Genomic DNA, 15,127 nt, shown 5'->3' with positions numbered 1-15,127 from the left:
GCCGATGTGAGGGCCGTCTACCGGAGAAACGCAAGGGGCGGGCGCCGGATTCCTCCGGGCCCGCCCCTTACGTCTACGAAGGTCCTCAGACCGTGAGCAGTGCCTCCAGCGGAGCGCCGCCGAGGGCCGGTTCCAGGCGGGCCCGGCCGCCGAGGAAGCCGAGCTCCATCAGGACGGCGAGACCCGCGACCTCGGCGCCAGCCCGGCGGATGAGCTGGATCGAGGCCTCCGCGGTGCCGCCGGTGGCGAGGACGTCGTCGATCACCAGGATCCGGTCCTCACCGCTGAGGTCCTCGGCGTGCACCTCGATCTCTGCCGAGCCGTACTCCAGGTCGTACGCCTGGCTGAGGGTGGCTCCGGGGAGCTTGCCCGCCTTGCGCACGGGGATGAAGCCGAGGCCGGCCCGTACGGCGACCGGCGCGCCGAGGATGAAGCCGCGGGCCTCCAGGCCGATGACCTTGGTGGCGCCGGTGCGCTCGGCGGTCTCGGCCAGCGCGTCGGTGAGCGCGGTGAACGCCGCCGGGTCCGCCAGGAGCGGGGTGATGTCCTTGAACATCACGCCCGGCTCCGGGTAGTCGGCCACGTCGCGGATACGGCTGAGGAGCAGCTCCTTGACGTCGGTCATCGGCGCTTCCCCGAGGGTCGGCCACGGCCCCGGTTGCGGGACGCGGGCTGGTTGCGGGGGCCGACGACCGCGGGGGCGGCGTCCTCGGGCTCGTCCGCGTGCGCCTCGTCGGTGACCGGGGCCTCGGGGGACTCGCCCTTCGCGGCGGCCTGGGCACGCTTGGCCAGCACGCGCTTCTTGAGGGCCTTCATCTGCGGCTCGCGCTCCTTGAGGTCGGCGACGAGCGGCGTGGCGATGAAGATCGAGGAGTACGCACCGGCCGCGAGGCCGACGAACAGCGACAGCGAGATGTCGTTGAGCATGCCGGCGCCGAGGACACCGCCACCGATGAACAGCAGGCCCGCCACCGGCAGCAGCGCCACCACGGTGGTGTTGATCGAGCGGACCAGGGTGCTGTTGATCGAGCGGTTCGCGACGTCGCTGTAGGTCCAGCGGGTCTGCTTCGTGATGTCCCTCGTCTGCTCCTTGAGGCTGTCGAAGACGACGACCGTGTCGTAGAGCGAGTAACCGAGGATCGTCAGCAGACCGATCACCGTACCGGGCGTCACCTCGAAGCCGACGAGGGCGTAGATACCGACGGTGATGGTGATGTCGTGGATCAGCGCGACGAACGCGGCGAGCGCCATGCGCCACTCGAACGCGATCGCCAGGTAGATCACCACGAGGACCAGGAAGATGCCGAGGCCCTGCCAGGCCTTGTCGGCGATCTGGTCACCCCAGCTGGGGCCGACCAGGTCCGCGTTGATCTGCTCGGAGTCGAGCTTCAGGTCCTGGGCCAGCTCGTCCTTGATCTGGTTGGACTTGTCGGTGTCGATGCCGGCGATCTGGATGCGCATGCTGCCGTCGCCGAGCTTCTGGACGATCGCGTCGTGGCCGGAGGCCTCCTCCGCGTACGTCTCGGCCTGGGACACCGACACGCTCGTGTTCTTGGGGGTGGTGAAGACCGCACCGCCCTGGAACTCGATGCCCATGTTCAGGCCGCGCACCGCCAGGCCGACGATGGCCGTGATGGTGATCAGGATGGAGATGCCGTACCAGATCTTGCGGTTGCCGACGAAGTCGTAGCCGACCTCGCCACGGTGCAGTCGGGCGCCGAGGTTGCCGAGCTTCGACATCTCTCACGCCTCCTTCGGGTCGACAGGGCCAGCGGCGGACGGGGAGGGACGGCGGGTGCGGCGCAGCGGGGGCTGCGCACCCAGTCGCTTGGGATCGAGGCCGGACCAGCTGTGGCCGTTCGCGAAGAACTTCCGGCGGGCCAGGAGCGTCAGCAGCGGCTTGGTGAAGAAGAACACCACCACCACGTCGAGCAGGGTGGTCAGGCCGAGCGTGAACGCGAAGCCCTGCACCTTGCCGACGGTGACGACGAAGAGCACCGCTGCGGCGAGGAAGGACACGAAGTCGGAGACCAGGATGGTGCGCCGGGCGCGTGGCCAGGCCCGTTCGACGGCGGGGCGCAGCGAGCGGCCCTCGCGGATCTCGTCGCGGACCCGTTCGAAGTACACGATGAACGAGTCCGCTGTGATGCCGATCGCGACGATGGCGCCGCACACGGCGGGCAGGTTCAGCGCGAAGCCGATGGTCGGGCCGAGCAGCGCCATGATCACGTACGTGAGGGCCGCGGAGACCAGCAGCGAGGCCACGGCGATGAGCGACAGGCCGCGGTAGTAGACCACCAGGTAGATGACGACCAGGGCGAGGCCGATCGCGCCGGCGATCAGACCGGCCTTCAGCTGCTCGCCGCCGAGCGCGGCGGTCACCGTGGTGACGCTGTCCTCCTTGAAGGTCAGCGGCAGGGCGCCGTACGAGAGCATGTTGGCGAGGCTCTGGGCCGACTCCTGGGTGAAGTTGCCGGAGATCTCGGCGTTGCCGCCGGTCAGCGCCTGACGGACGTACGGGTCGGAGACGACCTCACCGTCCAGGACGATGGCGAACTGGTTCTGCGGGGACTGGTTCTGCGCCAGCTTGCCGGTGATGTTCGCGAACTTCTTGGACCCGGCGTTCGTGAAGTCCATCGTGACGGTCCAGCCGGCGCCGGTCTGCGTGTTGAAGACGGCCTGGGCCTTGTCGACGTCCGTGCCGTCGACCTCGGCGGGGCCGAGGATGTACTTCTGCCACTGGCCCTGCGAGTTCTGGCCGCAGGCCACGGTGGAGTCGCTGGGCTTGGCTCCGTCACCGGCCTTGGCCCGGGCCTTCTTGTCCGTGCAGTCGAGCGCCGCGTACGCCGCCTGGAGCTTGCTGTCGTCGCCGGAGGCGCCGCCGCTCGCGGACGGGGAGGCGCTGGCGGAGCTGCTCGCGGACGGGGAGGCGTCGGCCTTCAGACCGTCGGTGACAGGGCGGCCCTGAGTGGTGGAGCTCGCCGACGGGGTCGAGGTGGCGGACGGGGAGGAGCTCGCCTTGTCCGTGGCCTTTTCCTTGTCCGTGGCCTTGTCGGAGGCGCTGCTGGACGCGCTCGGCGACGGGCTGGCCGCGGCACCGCCGGAGACCTCGGTGGCGATCACCGGGCGGAAGTAGAGCTTGGCCGTCGTGCCGACCTGCTTCTGGGCTTCCTTGGAGTTCGTACCCTTGGGAATGTTGACGATGATGTTGCTGTTGCCCTGGGTCTGAACTTCGGCTTCGGTGACACCGAGACCGTTGACACGGCGGTTCATGATGTCGACCGCGGTGTCCATGTTGGTCTTGTTGATCGCGCCTTCCTGGCCGGCCTCCGGGACCGCCCGGAGCGTGATGCTCGTGCCACCGGCCAGGTCGATGCCGAGACGCGGAGTGGTGTGTCCCGAGGCGAACATGCCGCCGGTGAGCGCCACGATGGCGATCAGAATCAGGGCCAGCGAGCGCCCCGGCCTACTCTGGGCGCTCGCGTTCCGGCCCTTTTTAGGTGCTGCCACCTTCAGTTACTCCCTCTCGGGCCGCCCCGCGCCGGGTCGCCGGGCGTGCGGCCATGACATGGTGTCGGGATCCCGTGCGATCCGCGCATGCTCGGGGGCGCGCAGGCACCGCCCGCGCGCCCCGGGGCACGGCTACTTCGCCTCGGAGTCGCCGTCGGTCTTCTTCGGCTGTGCGTCCGTCTTCGCCTCGTCGGTCGGCTCGTCGGCCGTGTCCTTCTTGCCGAGGTCGACGGACTTGTCGTCGGAAGCGGCGGCAGCGTCGGAGGGCTCGTCGGTCTCGGTGAGGGAGGAGGCGTCGTCCGGAACGAGGTCTGCGTCGGACTTCAGGTCGTGCTCGATGCCGTGGACGATCCGGTTGTACTCGTCGTCGGACAGGACGGCACCGATCGCGTTCTTGGCGAAGAGCAGCTCGACACCGGGACCGGCGTCGAGGAGGACCGTGTCCTCGTTGACCTCCTTGACCGTGGCGTACATGCCCCCGATGGTGCGGACACCGCTGCCGGGTTGCATTTGGTTCCGCATGTCCGCGGCCTGCTGCTGCTTCTTCTTGGCCGACCGGGTCATCAGGAACATGGCCCCGATGAGCACGATGAACGGGAGGAGGGTCACGAGACTCACGGGTCGGTACTTCCTTCACACGACCGCGATGGTGAGCGGCCTGATGGTTGGGGGTATGTGTGTCGCCGACAAGGGCGGCATCGGCGGAGTCTAAGCGAGTCCGCGCGCATGGAACAACGCTCAGCATGGCACCGGGGTTCCTGCGGGGGCCACTGGCCTCGCCGTCACGGCGCCGTCAGGCCCCGAACAGGTCCTGTTGTCCGCTTCCCGCAGCCTGCGAGCGGGGCGGGGTGAGACCGAGGTGCGCCCATGCGGCGGGGGTCGCGACCCTTCCGCGCGGGGTGCGGGCGAGCAGGCCCTCCCGTACGAGGAAGGGCTCGGCGACCTCCTCGACGGTCTCGCGCTCCTCCCCCACCGCGACGGCCAGCGTGGACAGGCCGACGGGGCCGCCGCCGAACAGCTTGAGCAGGGCCTCAAGGACGGCCCGGTCGAGGCGGTCGAGACCGCGGGCGTCGACCTCGTAGACGGCGAGGGCGGCCGAGGCGATGTCGCGGGTGATCACGCCGTCGGCCTTGACCTGGGCGTAGTCGCGGACGCGGCGCAGCAGGCGGTTGGCGATGCGGGGGGTGCCGCGGGAGCGGCCGGCGATCTCGGCGGCGCCCTCGGAGTCGATCTCGACGTCGAGAAGGCTCGCCGAGCGGTGGATGACGCGTTCCAGTTCGGCGGGCTCGTAGAACTCCATGTGCGCGGTGAAGCCGAAGCGGTCGCGCAGCGGGGGCGGCAGCAGGCCCGCGCGCGTGGTGGCGCCGACCAGGGTGAACGGGGGCAGTTCGAGGGGGATCGCGGTGGCCCCCGGGCCCTTGCCGACGATGACGTCGACGCGGAAGTCCTCCATCGCCATGTAGAGCATCTCCTCGGCCGGCCTCGACATGCGGTGGATCTCGTCGAGGAAGAGCACCTCGCCCTCCTGGAGGGAGGAGAGGATCGCCGCGAGGTCGCCGGCGTGCTGGATGGCGGGGCCGGAGGTGATGCGGATGGGGGCGCCCATCTCGGCCGCGATGATCATGGAGAGGGTGGTCTTGCCGAGCCCCGGGGCGCCGGAGAGCAGGACGTGGTCGGCGGTCGCCCCGCGCGCGCGTGCCGCCCGCAGCACGAGGTCGAGCTGTTCGCGGACCTTCTCCTGGCCGATGAACTCGTCCAGGTCCTTGGGGCGCAGGGCGGCCTCGACGGCCTGGTCCTCACCGTCGGCGACAGAGCCCACCAGCCGCTCCTCGGCGGGGCCGACGAGCCGCTCGGGGGCGGAGTTGTCGGTCGTGTCGTCCCAGTTCATTGCTTATGCCTCGGGGGTCGTGGGGTCAGCGGGCGCGGTTGAGGGTCTGCAGGGCCGCCTTCAGCAACTGCCCGACCTGGGGCGTGCCCCCGGCGGCCTCAGCCTGCGGAGCCACGGCGGCCACGGCCTCGTCGGCCTCACGGGTCGCGTATCCGAGGCCGATCAGGGCGGCGTGCAGTTGGTCACGCCAGCCGTTGCTGACGGCCGTGCCGACGGCGGGCGCTCCGACGGGCTCGCCCAGGCGGTCCTTCAGCTCCAGCAGCAGCTTCTGGGCGCCCTTCTTGCCGATGCCGGGGACGGCGGTGAGCGCCTTCTCGTCGGCCGTCGCGACGGCCCGGCGCAGGGCGTCCGGGGTGTGCACCGCCAGCATCGCCTGGGCCAGGCGGGGGCCGACCCCGCTGGCGGTCTGCAGCAGCTCGAAGGTCTGACGCTCGTCGTCGTCCGCGAAGCCGTACAGCGTGAGGGAGTCCTCCCGTACGACGAGGGAGGTGTGCAGCTTGGCGGGCTGGCCGGTCCGGAGCGTGGACAGCGTGTTCGGCGTGCACTGGACGGCCATTCCGACGCCGCCGACCTCGACGACCGCGGCGTCGGGGGCGAGCGCGGCCACTGTGCCGCTGACGAAGGCGATCATGCCGTACGGCCTTTCGAGACGTTGGCTGAGTGCAGGGCGACGGCCTGCTGGAGTCGGTTCTGCGCGGGGGCGCGCCAGATGTGGCAGATGGCGAGGGCGAGGGCGTCGGCGGCGTCGGCGGGCTTCGGGGGCGCGCTGAGCCGCAGCAGGCGGGTGACCATGGCGCCCACCTGCGCCTTGTCGGCGCGGCCGGTGCCGGTGACGGCGGCCTTGACCTCGCTGGGGGTGTGCAGGGCGACGGGGATGCCGCGGCGGGAGGCGCACAGCAGGGCGACGGCGCTGGCCTGGGCGGTGCCCATGACCGTACGGACGTTGTGCTGGCTGAAGACCCGCTCCACGGCGACGAATTCGGGCCGGTGCTCGTCCAGCCACTGCTCCAGACCCTGCTCGATGGCGACGAGGCGGTGGCCGAGGTCCGCGTCGGTGGGCGTACGGACGACACCGACGCCGAGCATCGTGAGCGGCCGTCCCGCGACGCCCTCGACGACGCCGACACCGCACCGGGTCAGCCCCGGGTCCACCCCCAGTACGCGCACGCGCCCTCCCTTCGATCACCTGTTTGTGCAGGCTATCGGGTGCCACTGACAACGGCCCGCACCGACGCCCGGCAAAGCGACGGGCCGACGGGGTGTCCCGTCGGCCCGGTGAACTTCCGCAGCTCGCGGCAGCGTTACGCGTCGACCTTCTCCATGATCTCGTCGCTGACGTCGAAGTTGGCGAAGACGTTCTGCACGTCGTCGCTGTCCTCCAGCGCGTCGATCAGCTTGAAGATCTTCTTGGCGCCCTCCTCGTCCAGCTCGACCTGCATGGTCGGGACGAAGTTGGCGTCGGCGGACTCGTAGTCGATGCCCGCGTCCTGCAGGGCGGTGCGGACCGCGACCAGGTCGGTCGGCTCGCTGATGACCTCGAAGGTCTCACCGAGGTCGTTGACCTCCTCGGCGCCCGCGTCCAGGACGGCGGCGAGGACGTCGTCCTCGGTCAGCTCGCCCTTGGGGACGATGACGACGCCCTTGCGGTTGAAGAGGTACGACACCGAACCCGGGTCGGCCATGGAGCCGCCGTTGCGGGTCATGGCGACGCGGACCTCGGACGCGGCGCGGTTGCGGTTGTCGGTGAGGCACTCGATGAGCACCGCGACGCCGTTCGGACCGTAGCCCTCGTACATGATCGTCTCGTACTCGGCACCGCCGGCCTCAAGGCCCGCGCCACGCTTGACCGCGGAGTCGATGTTCTTGTTCGGAACCGACTGCTTCTTGGCCTTCTGGATGGCGTCGTACAGCGTCGGGTTGCCGTCGGGGTCGGCACCGCCCATGCGGGCCGCGACCTCGATGTTCTTGATCAGCTTCGCGAAGAGCTTGCCGCGCTTGGCATCGATGACGGCCTTCTTGTGCTTCGTCGTGGCCCATTTAGAGTGGCCGGACATCTGCCTGTCTCCTTCGCGTTACCCAACTCTCTACGAACGCCTGAGATCCTACAAGGACTCCGCCGGACGGTTGGCGCGCACCATGTCGACGAACAGGGCGTGCAACCGGTGGTCGCCGGTCAGTTCCGGGTGGAACGAGGTGGCCAGCGCGTTGCCCTGGCGGACGGCGACGATGTGCCCGTCGTGTTCGGCGAGCACCTCGGTCCCGGCCCCGACGGACTCGACCCAGGGGGCGCGGATGAAGACGCCCTCCACGGGATCGCCCTCGACGCCCTTGACCTCGACGGCCGCCTCGAAGGACTCGTTCTGCCGTCCGAAGGCGTTGCGGCGCACGATCATGTCGATGCCGCCGACGGTCTCCTGGCCCGAGCGCGGGTCGAGGATCTTGTCGGCGAGCATGATCATGCCGGCGCAGGTGCCGTAGACGGGCATGCCGTCCCGCACGCGCGCGCGGAGGGGGTCCATCACTCCGAAGAGGATGGCCAGCTTGGAGATGGTGGTGGACTCGCCGCCGGGGAGGACGAGGCCGTCGACCTCGGCGAGCTCTTCGGGGCGCCGCACCGGCCTGGCCACGGCATCGGCCGCGGCCAGGGCGACGAGGTGCTCCCGTACGTCGCCCTGGAGGGCCAGGACGCCGATCACAGGTGCTTCACTCATGGGTGTTACCAGCCGCGGGTGGCGTAGCGCTCGGACTCGGGGAGGGTGTCGCAGTTGATGCCGACCATGGCCTCGCCGAGGTTGCGGGACGCGTCCGCGATGATCTTCGGGTCGTCGTAGAAGGTGGTCGCCTTCACGATGGCGGCGGCGCGCTTGGCCGGGTCGCCGGACTTGAAGATGCCGGAGCCGACGAAGACGCCCTCGGCGCCGAGCTGACGCATCAGGGCCGCGTCGGCCGGGGTGGCGACGCCACCGGCGGAGAACAGCACGACCGGCAGCTTGCCGAGTTCGGCGACCTCCCTGACCAGCTCGTACGGGGCGCGCAGCTCCTTGGCGGCGGCGTACAGCTCGTGGTTGTCCAGGCCGCGCAGGCGGGCGATGTCGCCCTTGATCTGGCGCAGGTGACGGACCGCCTCGACGACGTTGCCGGTGCCGGCCTCGCCCTTGGAGCGGATCATCGCGGCGCCCTCGGCTATGCGGCGCAGGGCCTCGCCGAGGTTGGTGGCGCCACAGACGAACGGGGTGGTGAACGCCCACTTGTCGGAGTGGTTGACCTCGTCGGCCGGGGTGAGCACCTCGGACTCGTCGATGTAGTCGACGCCGAGGGACTGCAGGACCTGCGCCTCGACGAAGTGGCCGATGCGGGACTTGGCCATCACCGGGATGGACACGGCGTTGATGATGCCCTCGATCATGTCCGGATCGGACATACGGGCCACGCCACCGTCCTTGCGGATGTCGGCCGGGACCCGCTCCAGGGCCATGACCGCGACGGCCCCCGCGTCCTCGGCGATCTTCGCCTGCTCCGGCGTGACGACGTCCATGATCACGCCGCCCTTGAGCTGCTCGGCCATACCGCGCTTCACTCGGGCGGTGCCGGTCTCGGGAGCCTGGTTTTCGGAGAACGTGGACACGGATGACCTCACTGACGTGAAAAGAGGGTTTTCTGCAGCACCGAGGAAACGGGAGGTATGCGGGCCACTGCAAGGGCCAATAGTGAGACGGTGGATCGTTTTGCAGGTGGCGGCATGGCGAGCGGGCCTAGGCCGCGCGCTCCACCAGGGCCGTGGGCGGCTCGTCGTCCATCTCGAAGGCCATCGGGAACGGTGCGTGTCCGGCCAGCCGGAACCACCGCACCTTGCGGTGCCGGCGCAGGGCTCGGGCGGCGCGTACGGCGTCGTTGTGGAAGCGGCGGGCCATCGGCACCCTGCGGACCGCCTCGGTCAGCTCGCGGGCCGCGGCCTCTCCCCCGGGCGCCTCCCGGACCACCTCCACCTGCTGGGCGTCCGCGAACACGGCCCGCAGCGCCTGGCTCAGCTCGCTCTCGGCGACCTCCCGCTGCTCCTCCTCGGCCTGCCGGGCGGCGTGCGCGGCCTCGTAGAGGACGATCGAGGCGGCTGGGTCGAGCACACCTGAGGTGGCCAGTTCCTGCGTCACGGAGGCCCGGCGCAGGAGTTGGGCGTCCAGTGCCGCGCGGGCGGCGTCGATACGGGCGTGCAGCCGGTCCAGCCGGCCCGCGGTCCAGCTCAGGTACAGGCCGACCGCGACGAGCGCGACGAGGATCCAGATCAGGGTTGCGGTCACGCGCGGCAGGCTACCGGGGCGGGGTCAGGGACCTGCGGGGGCCCACGGGCGTCCTCAGTCCCGCGCCAGCCCCAACCGCCCCCGCAGGCCCGGCGTCCGGTCGTCCGCCGCGACGGCCGCCGCTCCGGCCGTCACGGTCTCGTAGACGGACAGGATGTCCGCGCCGACCGTCGACCAGTCGAAACGCCGTACGTGGGCGCTCCCCCGCTCCCGCAGCTTCGTCCGCCGCGCCGGGTCCTCCAGCAGCCGTACGGCGGCCTCCGCGAGGGCGTCGGCGTCCTCGTTGGGAAACAGCTCCCCCGCCGCCCCCCGGTCGAGGACCTGCGCGAAGGCGTCCAGGTCGGAGGCGAGGACGGGGGCTCCGGCGGACATGGCCTCGACGAGGATGATCCCGAAGCTCTCGCCGCCCGTGTTGGGGGCCACGTACAGGTCGATGCTGCGCAGGAAGCGGGCCTTGTCCTCGTCACTGACCATGCCGAGGAACTCCACGCGGGAGCGCAGTTCGGCGGGCAGCGTCTCCACCGCCTCCTCCTCGTCACCGCGTCCCGCGACGAGGAGCCGGGTCTGCGGGCGGGCGGCGAGGATCTTCGGCAGGGCCTTCATCAGGACCGGCAGGCCCTTGCGGGGTTCGTCGATGCGCCCGATGAACCCGATCGTGTCGCCCTGCCACTCGGGCTTCGGCTCGGCCCTGGCGAAGAAGTCGACGTCCACGCCGTTCGGGATCACGACCGCGTCCCCGCCGAGGTGCTCGACCAGCGTGCGGCGGGCGTACTCGCTCACCGCGATCCGCGCGCTGATCTTCTCCAGCGCCGCCTGCAGGATCGCGTACGCGGCGATCATGGCTCTGGAGCGCGGGTTGGAGGTGTGGAAGGTGGCCACGATCGGCCCCTGCGCGGCCCAGCAGGTCAGCAGCCCCAGCGACGGCGAGGTGGGCTCGTGGATGTGGATGACGTCGAAGGCGCCGTCGTGCAGCCAGCGGCGCACGCGGGCGGCGCTCAGGAAGCCGAAGTTCAGCCGGGCCACCGAACCGTTGTACGGCACCGGCACCGCGCGGCCGGCGGAGACGACGTACGGCGGAAGCGGGGTGTCGTCGTCGGCGGGGGCGAGGACGGACACGTCGTGACCGAGGCGGATGAAGTACTCGGCCAGGTCACGGATGTGGAACTGGACACCGCCCGGCACGTCCCAGGAGTACGGGCAGACGATGCCGATCCTCACGAGTCGCCCTTTTCGGAAGAGGGGCTCTTCGCCGGATCGAGGTCGTCGAGCCACAAGCGCTGCAGCATGTGCCAGTCCTCCGGATGGTCGGCGATCCCCGTGGCGAAGGCGTCGGCCAGCGCCTGTGTCATGACAGACGTCCTCTCGGCCCGCGTACCTGTCTCGGGCACCTCGATCGGCGGGTGGACGCGGCCCCGCATCACGGGCGAGTCGTCGTACCACAGGGTCACCGGCAGCAGCAGTGCCCCGGTCTGCTGGGCGAGCAGGGCGGGACCGGCCGGCATCCGGGCCGTGGCGCCGAAGAACCCGACCTCCACGCCGGAGGCGGACAGGTCGCGGTCGGCGACCAGGCAGACCAGGCCGCCGTCGCGCAGCCGCCGGGCCAGCGTGCCGAAGGCGGAGCCTCCGCTGTGCGGCAGGACCTCCATGCCGAGGCCCTCGCGGTAGGCGACGAAACGGTCGTACAGGGTCTCGGGCTTGAGCCGCTCGGCGACCGTGGTGAAGGGGATGCCCAGTTCGGTGGTGACCCAGGCGCCGGCGAGGTCCCAGTTGGCCAGGTGCGGCAGGGCGAGGACGACGCCCTTGCCGGCGGCCAGGCCCTCGGTCAGGTAGTGCACGTCCTTCGGGTCGAAACCGCCCTTGACGCGTTCGGTGCTCCAGGCGGGGAGCCGGAAGGACTCCATCCAGTAGCGCAGGTACGACCGCATGCCCGCGCGCGAGAGCTCGGCGAGCCGCTCGGGGCTCGCGTCCGGCACCACGCGCGCGTAGTTGCTCTCCAGCCGCCTGACGCCCTTGCCGCGCTGCTTCCAGGCGAGGTCCGCGATGGTGTGGCCGAGGCGGACGGCGACCGGCTCGGGGAGCCTCTTGACCGTGCTCCAGCCAAGGCCGTACAGCGCGTCCGTCAGCCGCTCCTGGGCCCTCATGTCGCCGCCTCGCTCCCGTGGGAGGCGTTCTCCCCGGAAGCATTCTCCCGCGCGGACGAGGCCTCGGCCGCCTCCGCCTCGGCGGACTCCCGGCGGACGGTGACGACCCGCTGGACCAGCGTGACGAGACTGCCGACGGCGACGATCCACAAGGCGATCGGGAGCAGGTACTGGATGCCCGGGACTCCGAACTTGTGCATCCCGGCGAAACCGGCGGCGACCAGCGAGATCACCAGGCGCTCGGCACGTTCGACGAGTCCGTTGACGGCGACCGGCAGGCCGATCGACTCGCCGCGGGCCTTGGTGTACGACACCACCTGGCCGCTGGCCAGGCAGAAGATCGAGACGGCGCACAGGACCAGGTCGTCGCCGCCGCCCGCGTACCACAGGGCGAAGCCCGCGAAGATCGCGCCGTCGGCGACCCGGTCGAGCGTGGAGTCCAGGAAGGCACCCCAGCGGCTGGAGCGGCCGAGCTGGCGGGCCATGTTGCCGTCGACGAGGTCGGAGAACACGAACAGCGTGATCACGACCGTGCCCCAGAAGAACTCGCCCCGGGGGTAGAAGGCCAGCGCGCCCGCGATCACACCCGCGGTGCCGATCAGCGTGACCGCGTCGGGGCTGACGCCCCTGCGGATGAGAAACGCGGCGAACGGCGTGAGGACACGCGTGAAGAAAGCACGCGCGTACTTGTTCAGCATGGCCTTCCCGACGGTCGGTGTCGCCGGACGGCCCCTGCTGGCCCCGGCTGGCCCATCGTAGCCACGCGCGCGCGTGGCCGACGGCCGGGCACCCGGACGCCGTTGTCACGGCCCGACGGCGGCCGGGTCACGACGCGATCGCGTCCTTCGTATGGACGCACCGTGACGGGAGTGGAAAGCTCGAAGAACACCGCGGGCGTCGCCGGAGCCGCCCCGCAAGCGGCCCCCGCGTGTCCGCGCCCACAGTGACCTCACCGTGCACGGGAGGCAGGATCATGGGCGACAAGGCACACACCCACCCCGGAGCCGCCGGCAGGGCACAGGCGGCCGACCACCCCCAGTCCGTACGGAACGTGGTGCTGGTCGGCCACTCCGGTTCGGGCAAGACGACTCTGGTGGAGGCTCTCGCCCTCACGGCGGGAGCGGTGAACCGGGCGGGCCGCGTGGAGGACGGCGGCACCGTCTCCGACTACGACGAGATCGAGCACCGGCAGCAACGCTCGGTGCAGCTCTCCCTGGTGCCGGTCGAATGGGACGGCATCAAGATCAACCTACTCGACACTCCCGGATACGCCGACTTCGTCGGTGAACTCAGGGCCGGTCTGCGAGCGGCGGACGCGGCCCTTTTCGTCGTCTCCGCCTCCGACGGCGTGGACGGCTCGACCCGCATGGTGTGGGAGGAGTGCGCGGCCGTCGGCATGCCGCGGGCCATCGTCATCACGCACCTGGAAGCCGCGCGGGCGGACTTCGAGGAGATGACACGGACCTGCGCGGAGGCCTTCGGTGCGGACGACCCCGACGCCGTGCTGCCGCTGTACCTGCCCCTGCACGGCCCGCAGGGACCCGACGGGCACGCTCCCGTGACGGGCCTGATCGGGCTGCTGTCGCAGAAGCTGTTCGACTACGCGTCCGGGGAGCGCAAGGAGTCCGACCCCGGCCCGGACCAGCTGCCGCAGATCGAGGAGGCCCGCAACCGGCTCATCGAGGGGATCATCTCGGAGAGCGAGGACGAGACCCTCATGGACCGCTACCTCGGCGGCGAGCAGGTCGACATCAAGACGCTCGTCCAGGATCTGGAGCGGGCCGTCGCACGCGGCGTCTTCCACCCCGTCCTGGCCGCCGCCCCCGCGGCCGAGGGCGCCAGGCAGGGGCTCGGCACGGTGGAGCTGCTGGAGCTGATCACCGGCGGGTTCCCGACGCCGCTGGAGGGTGAGGCGCCCCGGGTGACCACGCCCGACGGCAAGCCGCGCGAGCTGAAGGTGTGCGACCCCGACGCGCCGCTGGTCGCCGAGGTCGTGAAGACCTCTTCCGACCCGTACGTCGGCCGGCTCTCGCTCATCCGCGTCTTCTCCGGCACCCTGCGCGCCGACCAGACGGTCCACGTCTCCGGGCACGGCCTCGCGGACCGCGGCCACGAGGACCATGACGTCGACGAGCGGATCGGCGCCCTGTCCACGCCGTTCGGCAAGCAGCAGCGCCCGGTCTCGCACGTGATCGCGGGCGATCTGGCGTGCGTGGCCAAGCTGAGCCGCGCGGAGACCGGGGACACCCTGTCGGCCAAGGAGGACCCGCTCCTGATGGAGCCGTGGGAGATGCCCGACCCGCTGCTGCCGCTCGCCATCCAGGCGCACAGCAAGCCGGACGAGGACAAGCTCTCGCAGGGCCTGGCCCGGCTGGTCGCCGAGGATCCGACGATGCGGCTGGAACAGAACCAGGACACCCACCAGGTGGTCCTGTGGTGCCTGGGCGAGGCCCACGCGGACGTCGCCCTGGAGCGGCTGCGCAGCCGGTACGGCGTCCAGGTCGACGTCGTACCGCACAAGGTCTCCCTCCGGGAGACGTTCGCGGGCAGGTCGGCGGGGCGTGGCCGTCATGTCAAGCAGTCCGGCGGACACGGGCAGTACGCCATCTGCGAGATCGAGGTGGAGCCGCTGCCGGGCGGCTCGGGCATCGAGTTCGTGGACAAGGTCGTCGGCGGTGCCGTGCCGCGGCAGTTCATCCCGTCGGTCGAGAAGGGCGTACGGGCCCAGGCCGCCAAGGGCGTCGCCGCGGGCTACCCGCTCATCGACGTGCGGGTCACGCTGCTGGACGGCAAGGCGCACTCCGTGGACTCCTCCGACGCCGCCTTCCAGACGGCCGGCGCGCTCGCGCTGCGGGAGGCCGCGGCCGACGCGAAGATCCACCTGCTGGAGCCGGTCGCGGAGGTGAGCGTGCTGACCGGCGACGACTACGTGGGCGCCGTGATGAGCGACCTGTCCGGTCGGCGCGGCCGGGTGCTCGGCACCGAGCAGGTGACCGGCGGGCGGACACTGGTGCGCGCCGAGGTGCCCGAGATCGAGATCGGCCGGTACGCCGTCGACCTGCGCTCCCTGTCGCACGGCACCGCGCGCTTCAACCGCCGCTACGCACGGCACGAACCGATGCCACCGCAGATCGCGGAGAAGGTGCGCGAAGAGGCGCGCGAGTCCGCGTAGTTGGCTCCGGGCGCCCGCAAGTGGCGTGCGGGCGCCCGGAAGTGGCGTGCGGGCGCCCGGAAGTGGCCTTCATGGAGCGCTGCCCCTCCGATTCGGTGGGCGGCTTCGGCCGTCCGCCGAT

Annotated in this window: 15 protein-coding genes; 1 reads left to right on the top strand and 14 read right to left on the bottom strand. The window is 70.9% G+C overall.

Translation table 11 applies throughout. From position 1 onward, the window contains the following. Positions 1-85 precede the first annotated feature (85 nt). The 14 genes from NW895_RS14190 to pgsA form a co-directional block, all read right to left on the bottom strand. Complete coding sequence (locus NW895_RS14190) at positions 86-625, bottom strand: adenine phosphoribosyltransferase (protein WP_289935850.1); 540 nt, start codon at positions 623-625, stop codon at positions 86-88. Continuing rightward, a complete protein-coding gene (gene secF, locus NW895_RS14185; protein ID WP_289935849.1) occupies positions 622-1,740 on the bottom strand; it encodes a protein translocase subunit SecF in 1,119 nt (372 codons plus the stop codon). The genes NW895_RS14190 and secF overlap by 4 nt, the downstream gene beginning before the upstream one ends. A gap of 3 nt (positions 1,741-1,743) precedes the next feature. Next, positions 1,744-3,510, bottom strand: coding sequence for a protein translocase subunit SecD (gene secD / locus NW895_RS14180; RefSeq protein ID WP_289935848.1), 1,767 nt, complete (start codon positions 3,508-3,510; stop codon positions 1,744-1,746). Positions 3,511-3,642: 132 nt separating this feature from the next. Then, positions 3,643-4,128: a preprotein translocase subunit YajC gene (yajC, locus tag NW895_RS14175; RefSeq protein WP_289935847.1), complete on the bottom strand. Its 486-nt coding sequence runs from the start codon at positions 4,126-4,128 to the stop codon at positions 3,643-3,645. A 175-nt stretch (positions 4,129-4,303) separates the two neighbouring features. Then, positions 4,304-5,398 (bottom strand): Holliday junction branch migration DNA helicase RuvB, encoded by a 1,095-nt coding sequence (ruvB, locus tag NW895_RS14170; RefSeq protein WP_289935846.1) that lies wholly within the window; start codon positions 5,396-5,398, stop codon positions 4,304-4,306. A 25-nt stretch (positions 5,399-5,423) separates the two neighbouring features. Then, the gene (ruvA, locus tag NW895_RS14165) at positions 5,424-6,029 is read right to left on the bottom strand and encodes a Holliday junction branch migration protein RuvA (RefSeq protein WP_289935845.1); all 606 of its coding nucleotides are present in this window, start codon (positions 6,027-6,029) and stop codon (positions 5,424-5,426) included. Then, positions 6,026-6,565 carry a crossover junction endodeoxyribonuclease RuvC gene (ruvC, locus tag NW895_RS14160; RefSeq protein WP_289935844.1) on the bottom strand — a complete coding sequence of 180 codons (540 nt, stop codon included), beginning with the start codon at positions 6,563-6,565 and terminating at the stop codon, positions 6,026-6,028. The genes ruvA and ruvC overlap by 4 nt, the downstream gene beginning before the upstream one ends. Before the next feature lie 134 nt (positions 6,566-6,699). Next, positions 6,700-7,452 (bottom strand): YebC/PmpR family DNA-binding transcriptional regulator, encoded by a 753-nt coding sequence (locus tag NW895_RS14155; RefSeq protein ID WP_289935843.1) that lies wholly within the window; start codon positions 7,450-7,452, stop codon positions 6,700-6,702. A gap of 48 nt (positions 7,453-7,500) precedes the next feature. Further along, positions 7,501-8,109, bottom strand: coding sequence for a pyridoxal 5'-phosphate synthase glutaminase subunit PdxT (gene pdxT, locus NW895_RS14150; RefSeq protein WP_289935841.1), 609 nt, complete (start codon positions 8,107-8,109; stop codon positions 7,501-7,503). A gap of 5 nt (positions 8,110-8,114) precedes the next feature. After that, positions 8,115-9,023, bottom strand: coding sequence for a pyridoxal 5'-phosphate synthase lyase subunit PdxS (gene pdxS, locus NW895_RS14145; RefSeq protein ID WP_289935840.1), 909 nt, complete (start codon positions 9,021-9,023; stop codon positions 8,115-8,117). A gap of 127 nt (positions 9,024-9,150) precedes the next feature. Further along, on the bottom strand, positions 9,151-9,693 hold the full coding sequence (locus NW895_RS14140; RefSeq protein WP_289935839.1) for a hypothetical protein: 543 nt from the start codon (positions 9,691-9,693) through the stop codon (positions 9,151-9,153). A 54-nt stretch (positions 9,694-9,747) separates the two neighbouring features. After that, positions 9,748-10,911 (bottom strand): glycosyltransferase family 4 protein, encoded by a 1,164-nt coding sequence (locus NW895_RS14135; RefSeq protein ID WP_289935838.1) that lies wholly within the window; start codon positions 10,909-10,911, stop codon positions 9,748-9,750. Continuing rightward, entirely contained in the window at positions 10,908-11,834 is a 927-nt protein-coding gene (locus NW895_RS14130) for a phosphatidylinositol mannoside acyltransferase (protein ID WP_289935837.1), read from the bottom strand. The genes NW895_RS14135 and NW895_RS14130 overlap by 4 nt, the downstream gene beginning before the upstream one ends. Beyond that, positions 11,831-12,532, bottom strand: a complete 702-nt coding sequence (pgsA, locus tag NW895_RS14125; protein ID WP_289935836.1) for a phosphatidylinositol phosphate synthase — start codon at positions 12,530-12,532, stop codon at positions 11,831-11,833. The genes NW895_RS14130 and pgsA overlap by 4 nt, the downstream gene beginning before the upstream one ends. A gap of 275 nt (positions 12,533-12,807) precedes the next feature. On the opposite strand from pgsA, the gene NW895_RS14120 reads away from it, so the two are divergent. Beyond that, positions 12,808-15,006 carry an elongation factor G-like protein EF-G2 gene (locus tag NW895_RS14120; RefSeq protein WP_289935835.1) on the top strand — a complete coding sequence of 733 codons (2,199 nt, stop codon included), beginning with the start codon at positions 12,808-12,810 and terminating at the stop codon, positions 15,004-15,006. The last annotated feature ends 121 nt before the right edge of the window (positions 15,007-15,127 follow it).

The sequence above is a fragment of the Streptomyces sp. S.PNR 29 genome (genome assembly GCF_030386795.1).
Classification (GTDB): Bacteria; Actinomycetota; Actinomycetes; order Streptomycetales; family Streptomycetaceae; genus Streptomyces.
Note: the sequence above shows the minus strand (reverse complement) of the source record. Positions and strands in the feature narration are given on the sequence as shown.

What these genes read in the sequence shown, in the direction of transcription:
- NW895_RS14120 (WP_289935835.1), top strand. Translation starts at nt 12,808, where the DNA reads ATGGGCGACAAGGCACACACCCACCCCGGAGCCGCCGGCAGGGCACAG.
- ruvB (WP_289935846.1), bottom strand. Translation starts at nt 5,398, where the DNA reads ATGAACTGGGACGACACGACCGACAACTCCGCCCCCGAGCGGCTCGTC.
- pdxT (WP_289935841.1), bottom strand. Translation starts at nt 8,109, where the DNA reads ATGAGTGAAGCACCTGTGATCGGCGTCCTGGCCCTCCAGGGCGACGTA.
- ruvA (WP_289935845.1), bottom strand. Translation starts at nt 6,029, where the DNA reads ATGATCGCCTTCGTCAGCGGCACAGTGGCCGCGCTCGCCCCCGACGCC.
- secF (WP_289935849.1), bottom strand. Translation starts at nt 1,740, where the DNA reads ATGTCGAAGCTCGGCAACCTCGGCGCCCGACTGCACCGTGGCGAGGTC.
- NW895_RS14190 (WP_289935850.1), bottom strand. Translation starts at nt 625, where the DNA reads ATGACCGACGTCAAGGAGCTGCTCCTCAGCCGTATCCGCGACGTGGCC.
- NW895_RS14155 (WP_289935843.1), bottom strand. Translation starts at nt 7,452, where the DNA reads ATGTCCGGCCACTCTAAATGGGCCACGACGAAGCACAAGAAGGCCGTC.
- pgsA (WP_289935836.1), bottom strand. Translation starts at nt 12,532, where the DNA reads ATGCTGAACAAGTACGCGCGTGCTTTCTTCACGCGTGTCCTCACGCCG.
- NW895_RS14130 (WP_289935837.1), bottom strand. Translation starts at nt 11,834, where the DNA reads ATGAGGGCCCAGGAGCGGCTGACGGACGCGCTGTACGGCCTTGGCTGG.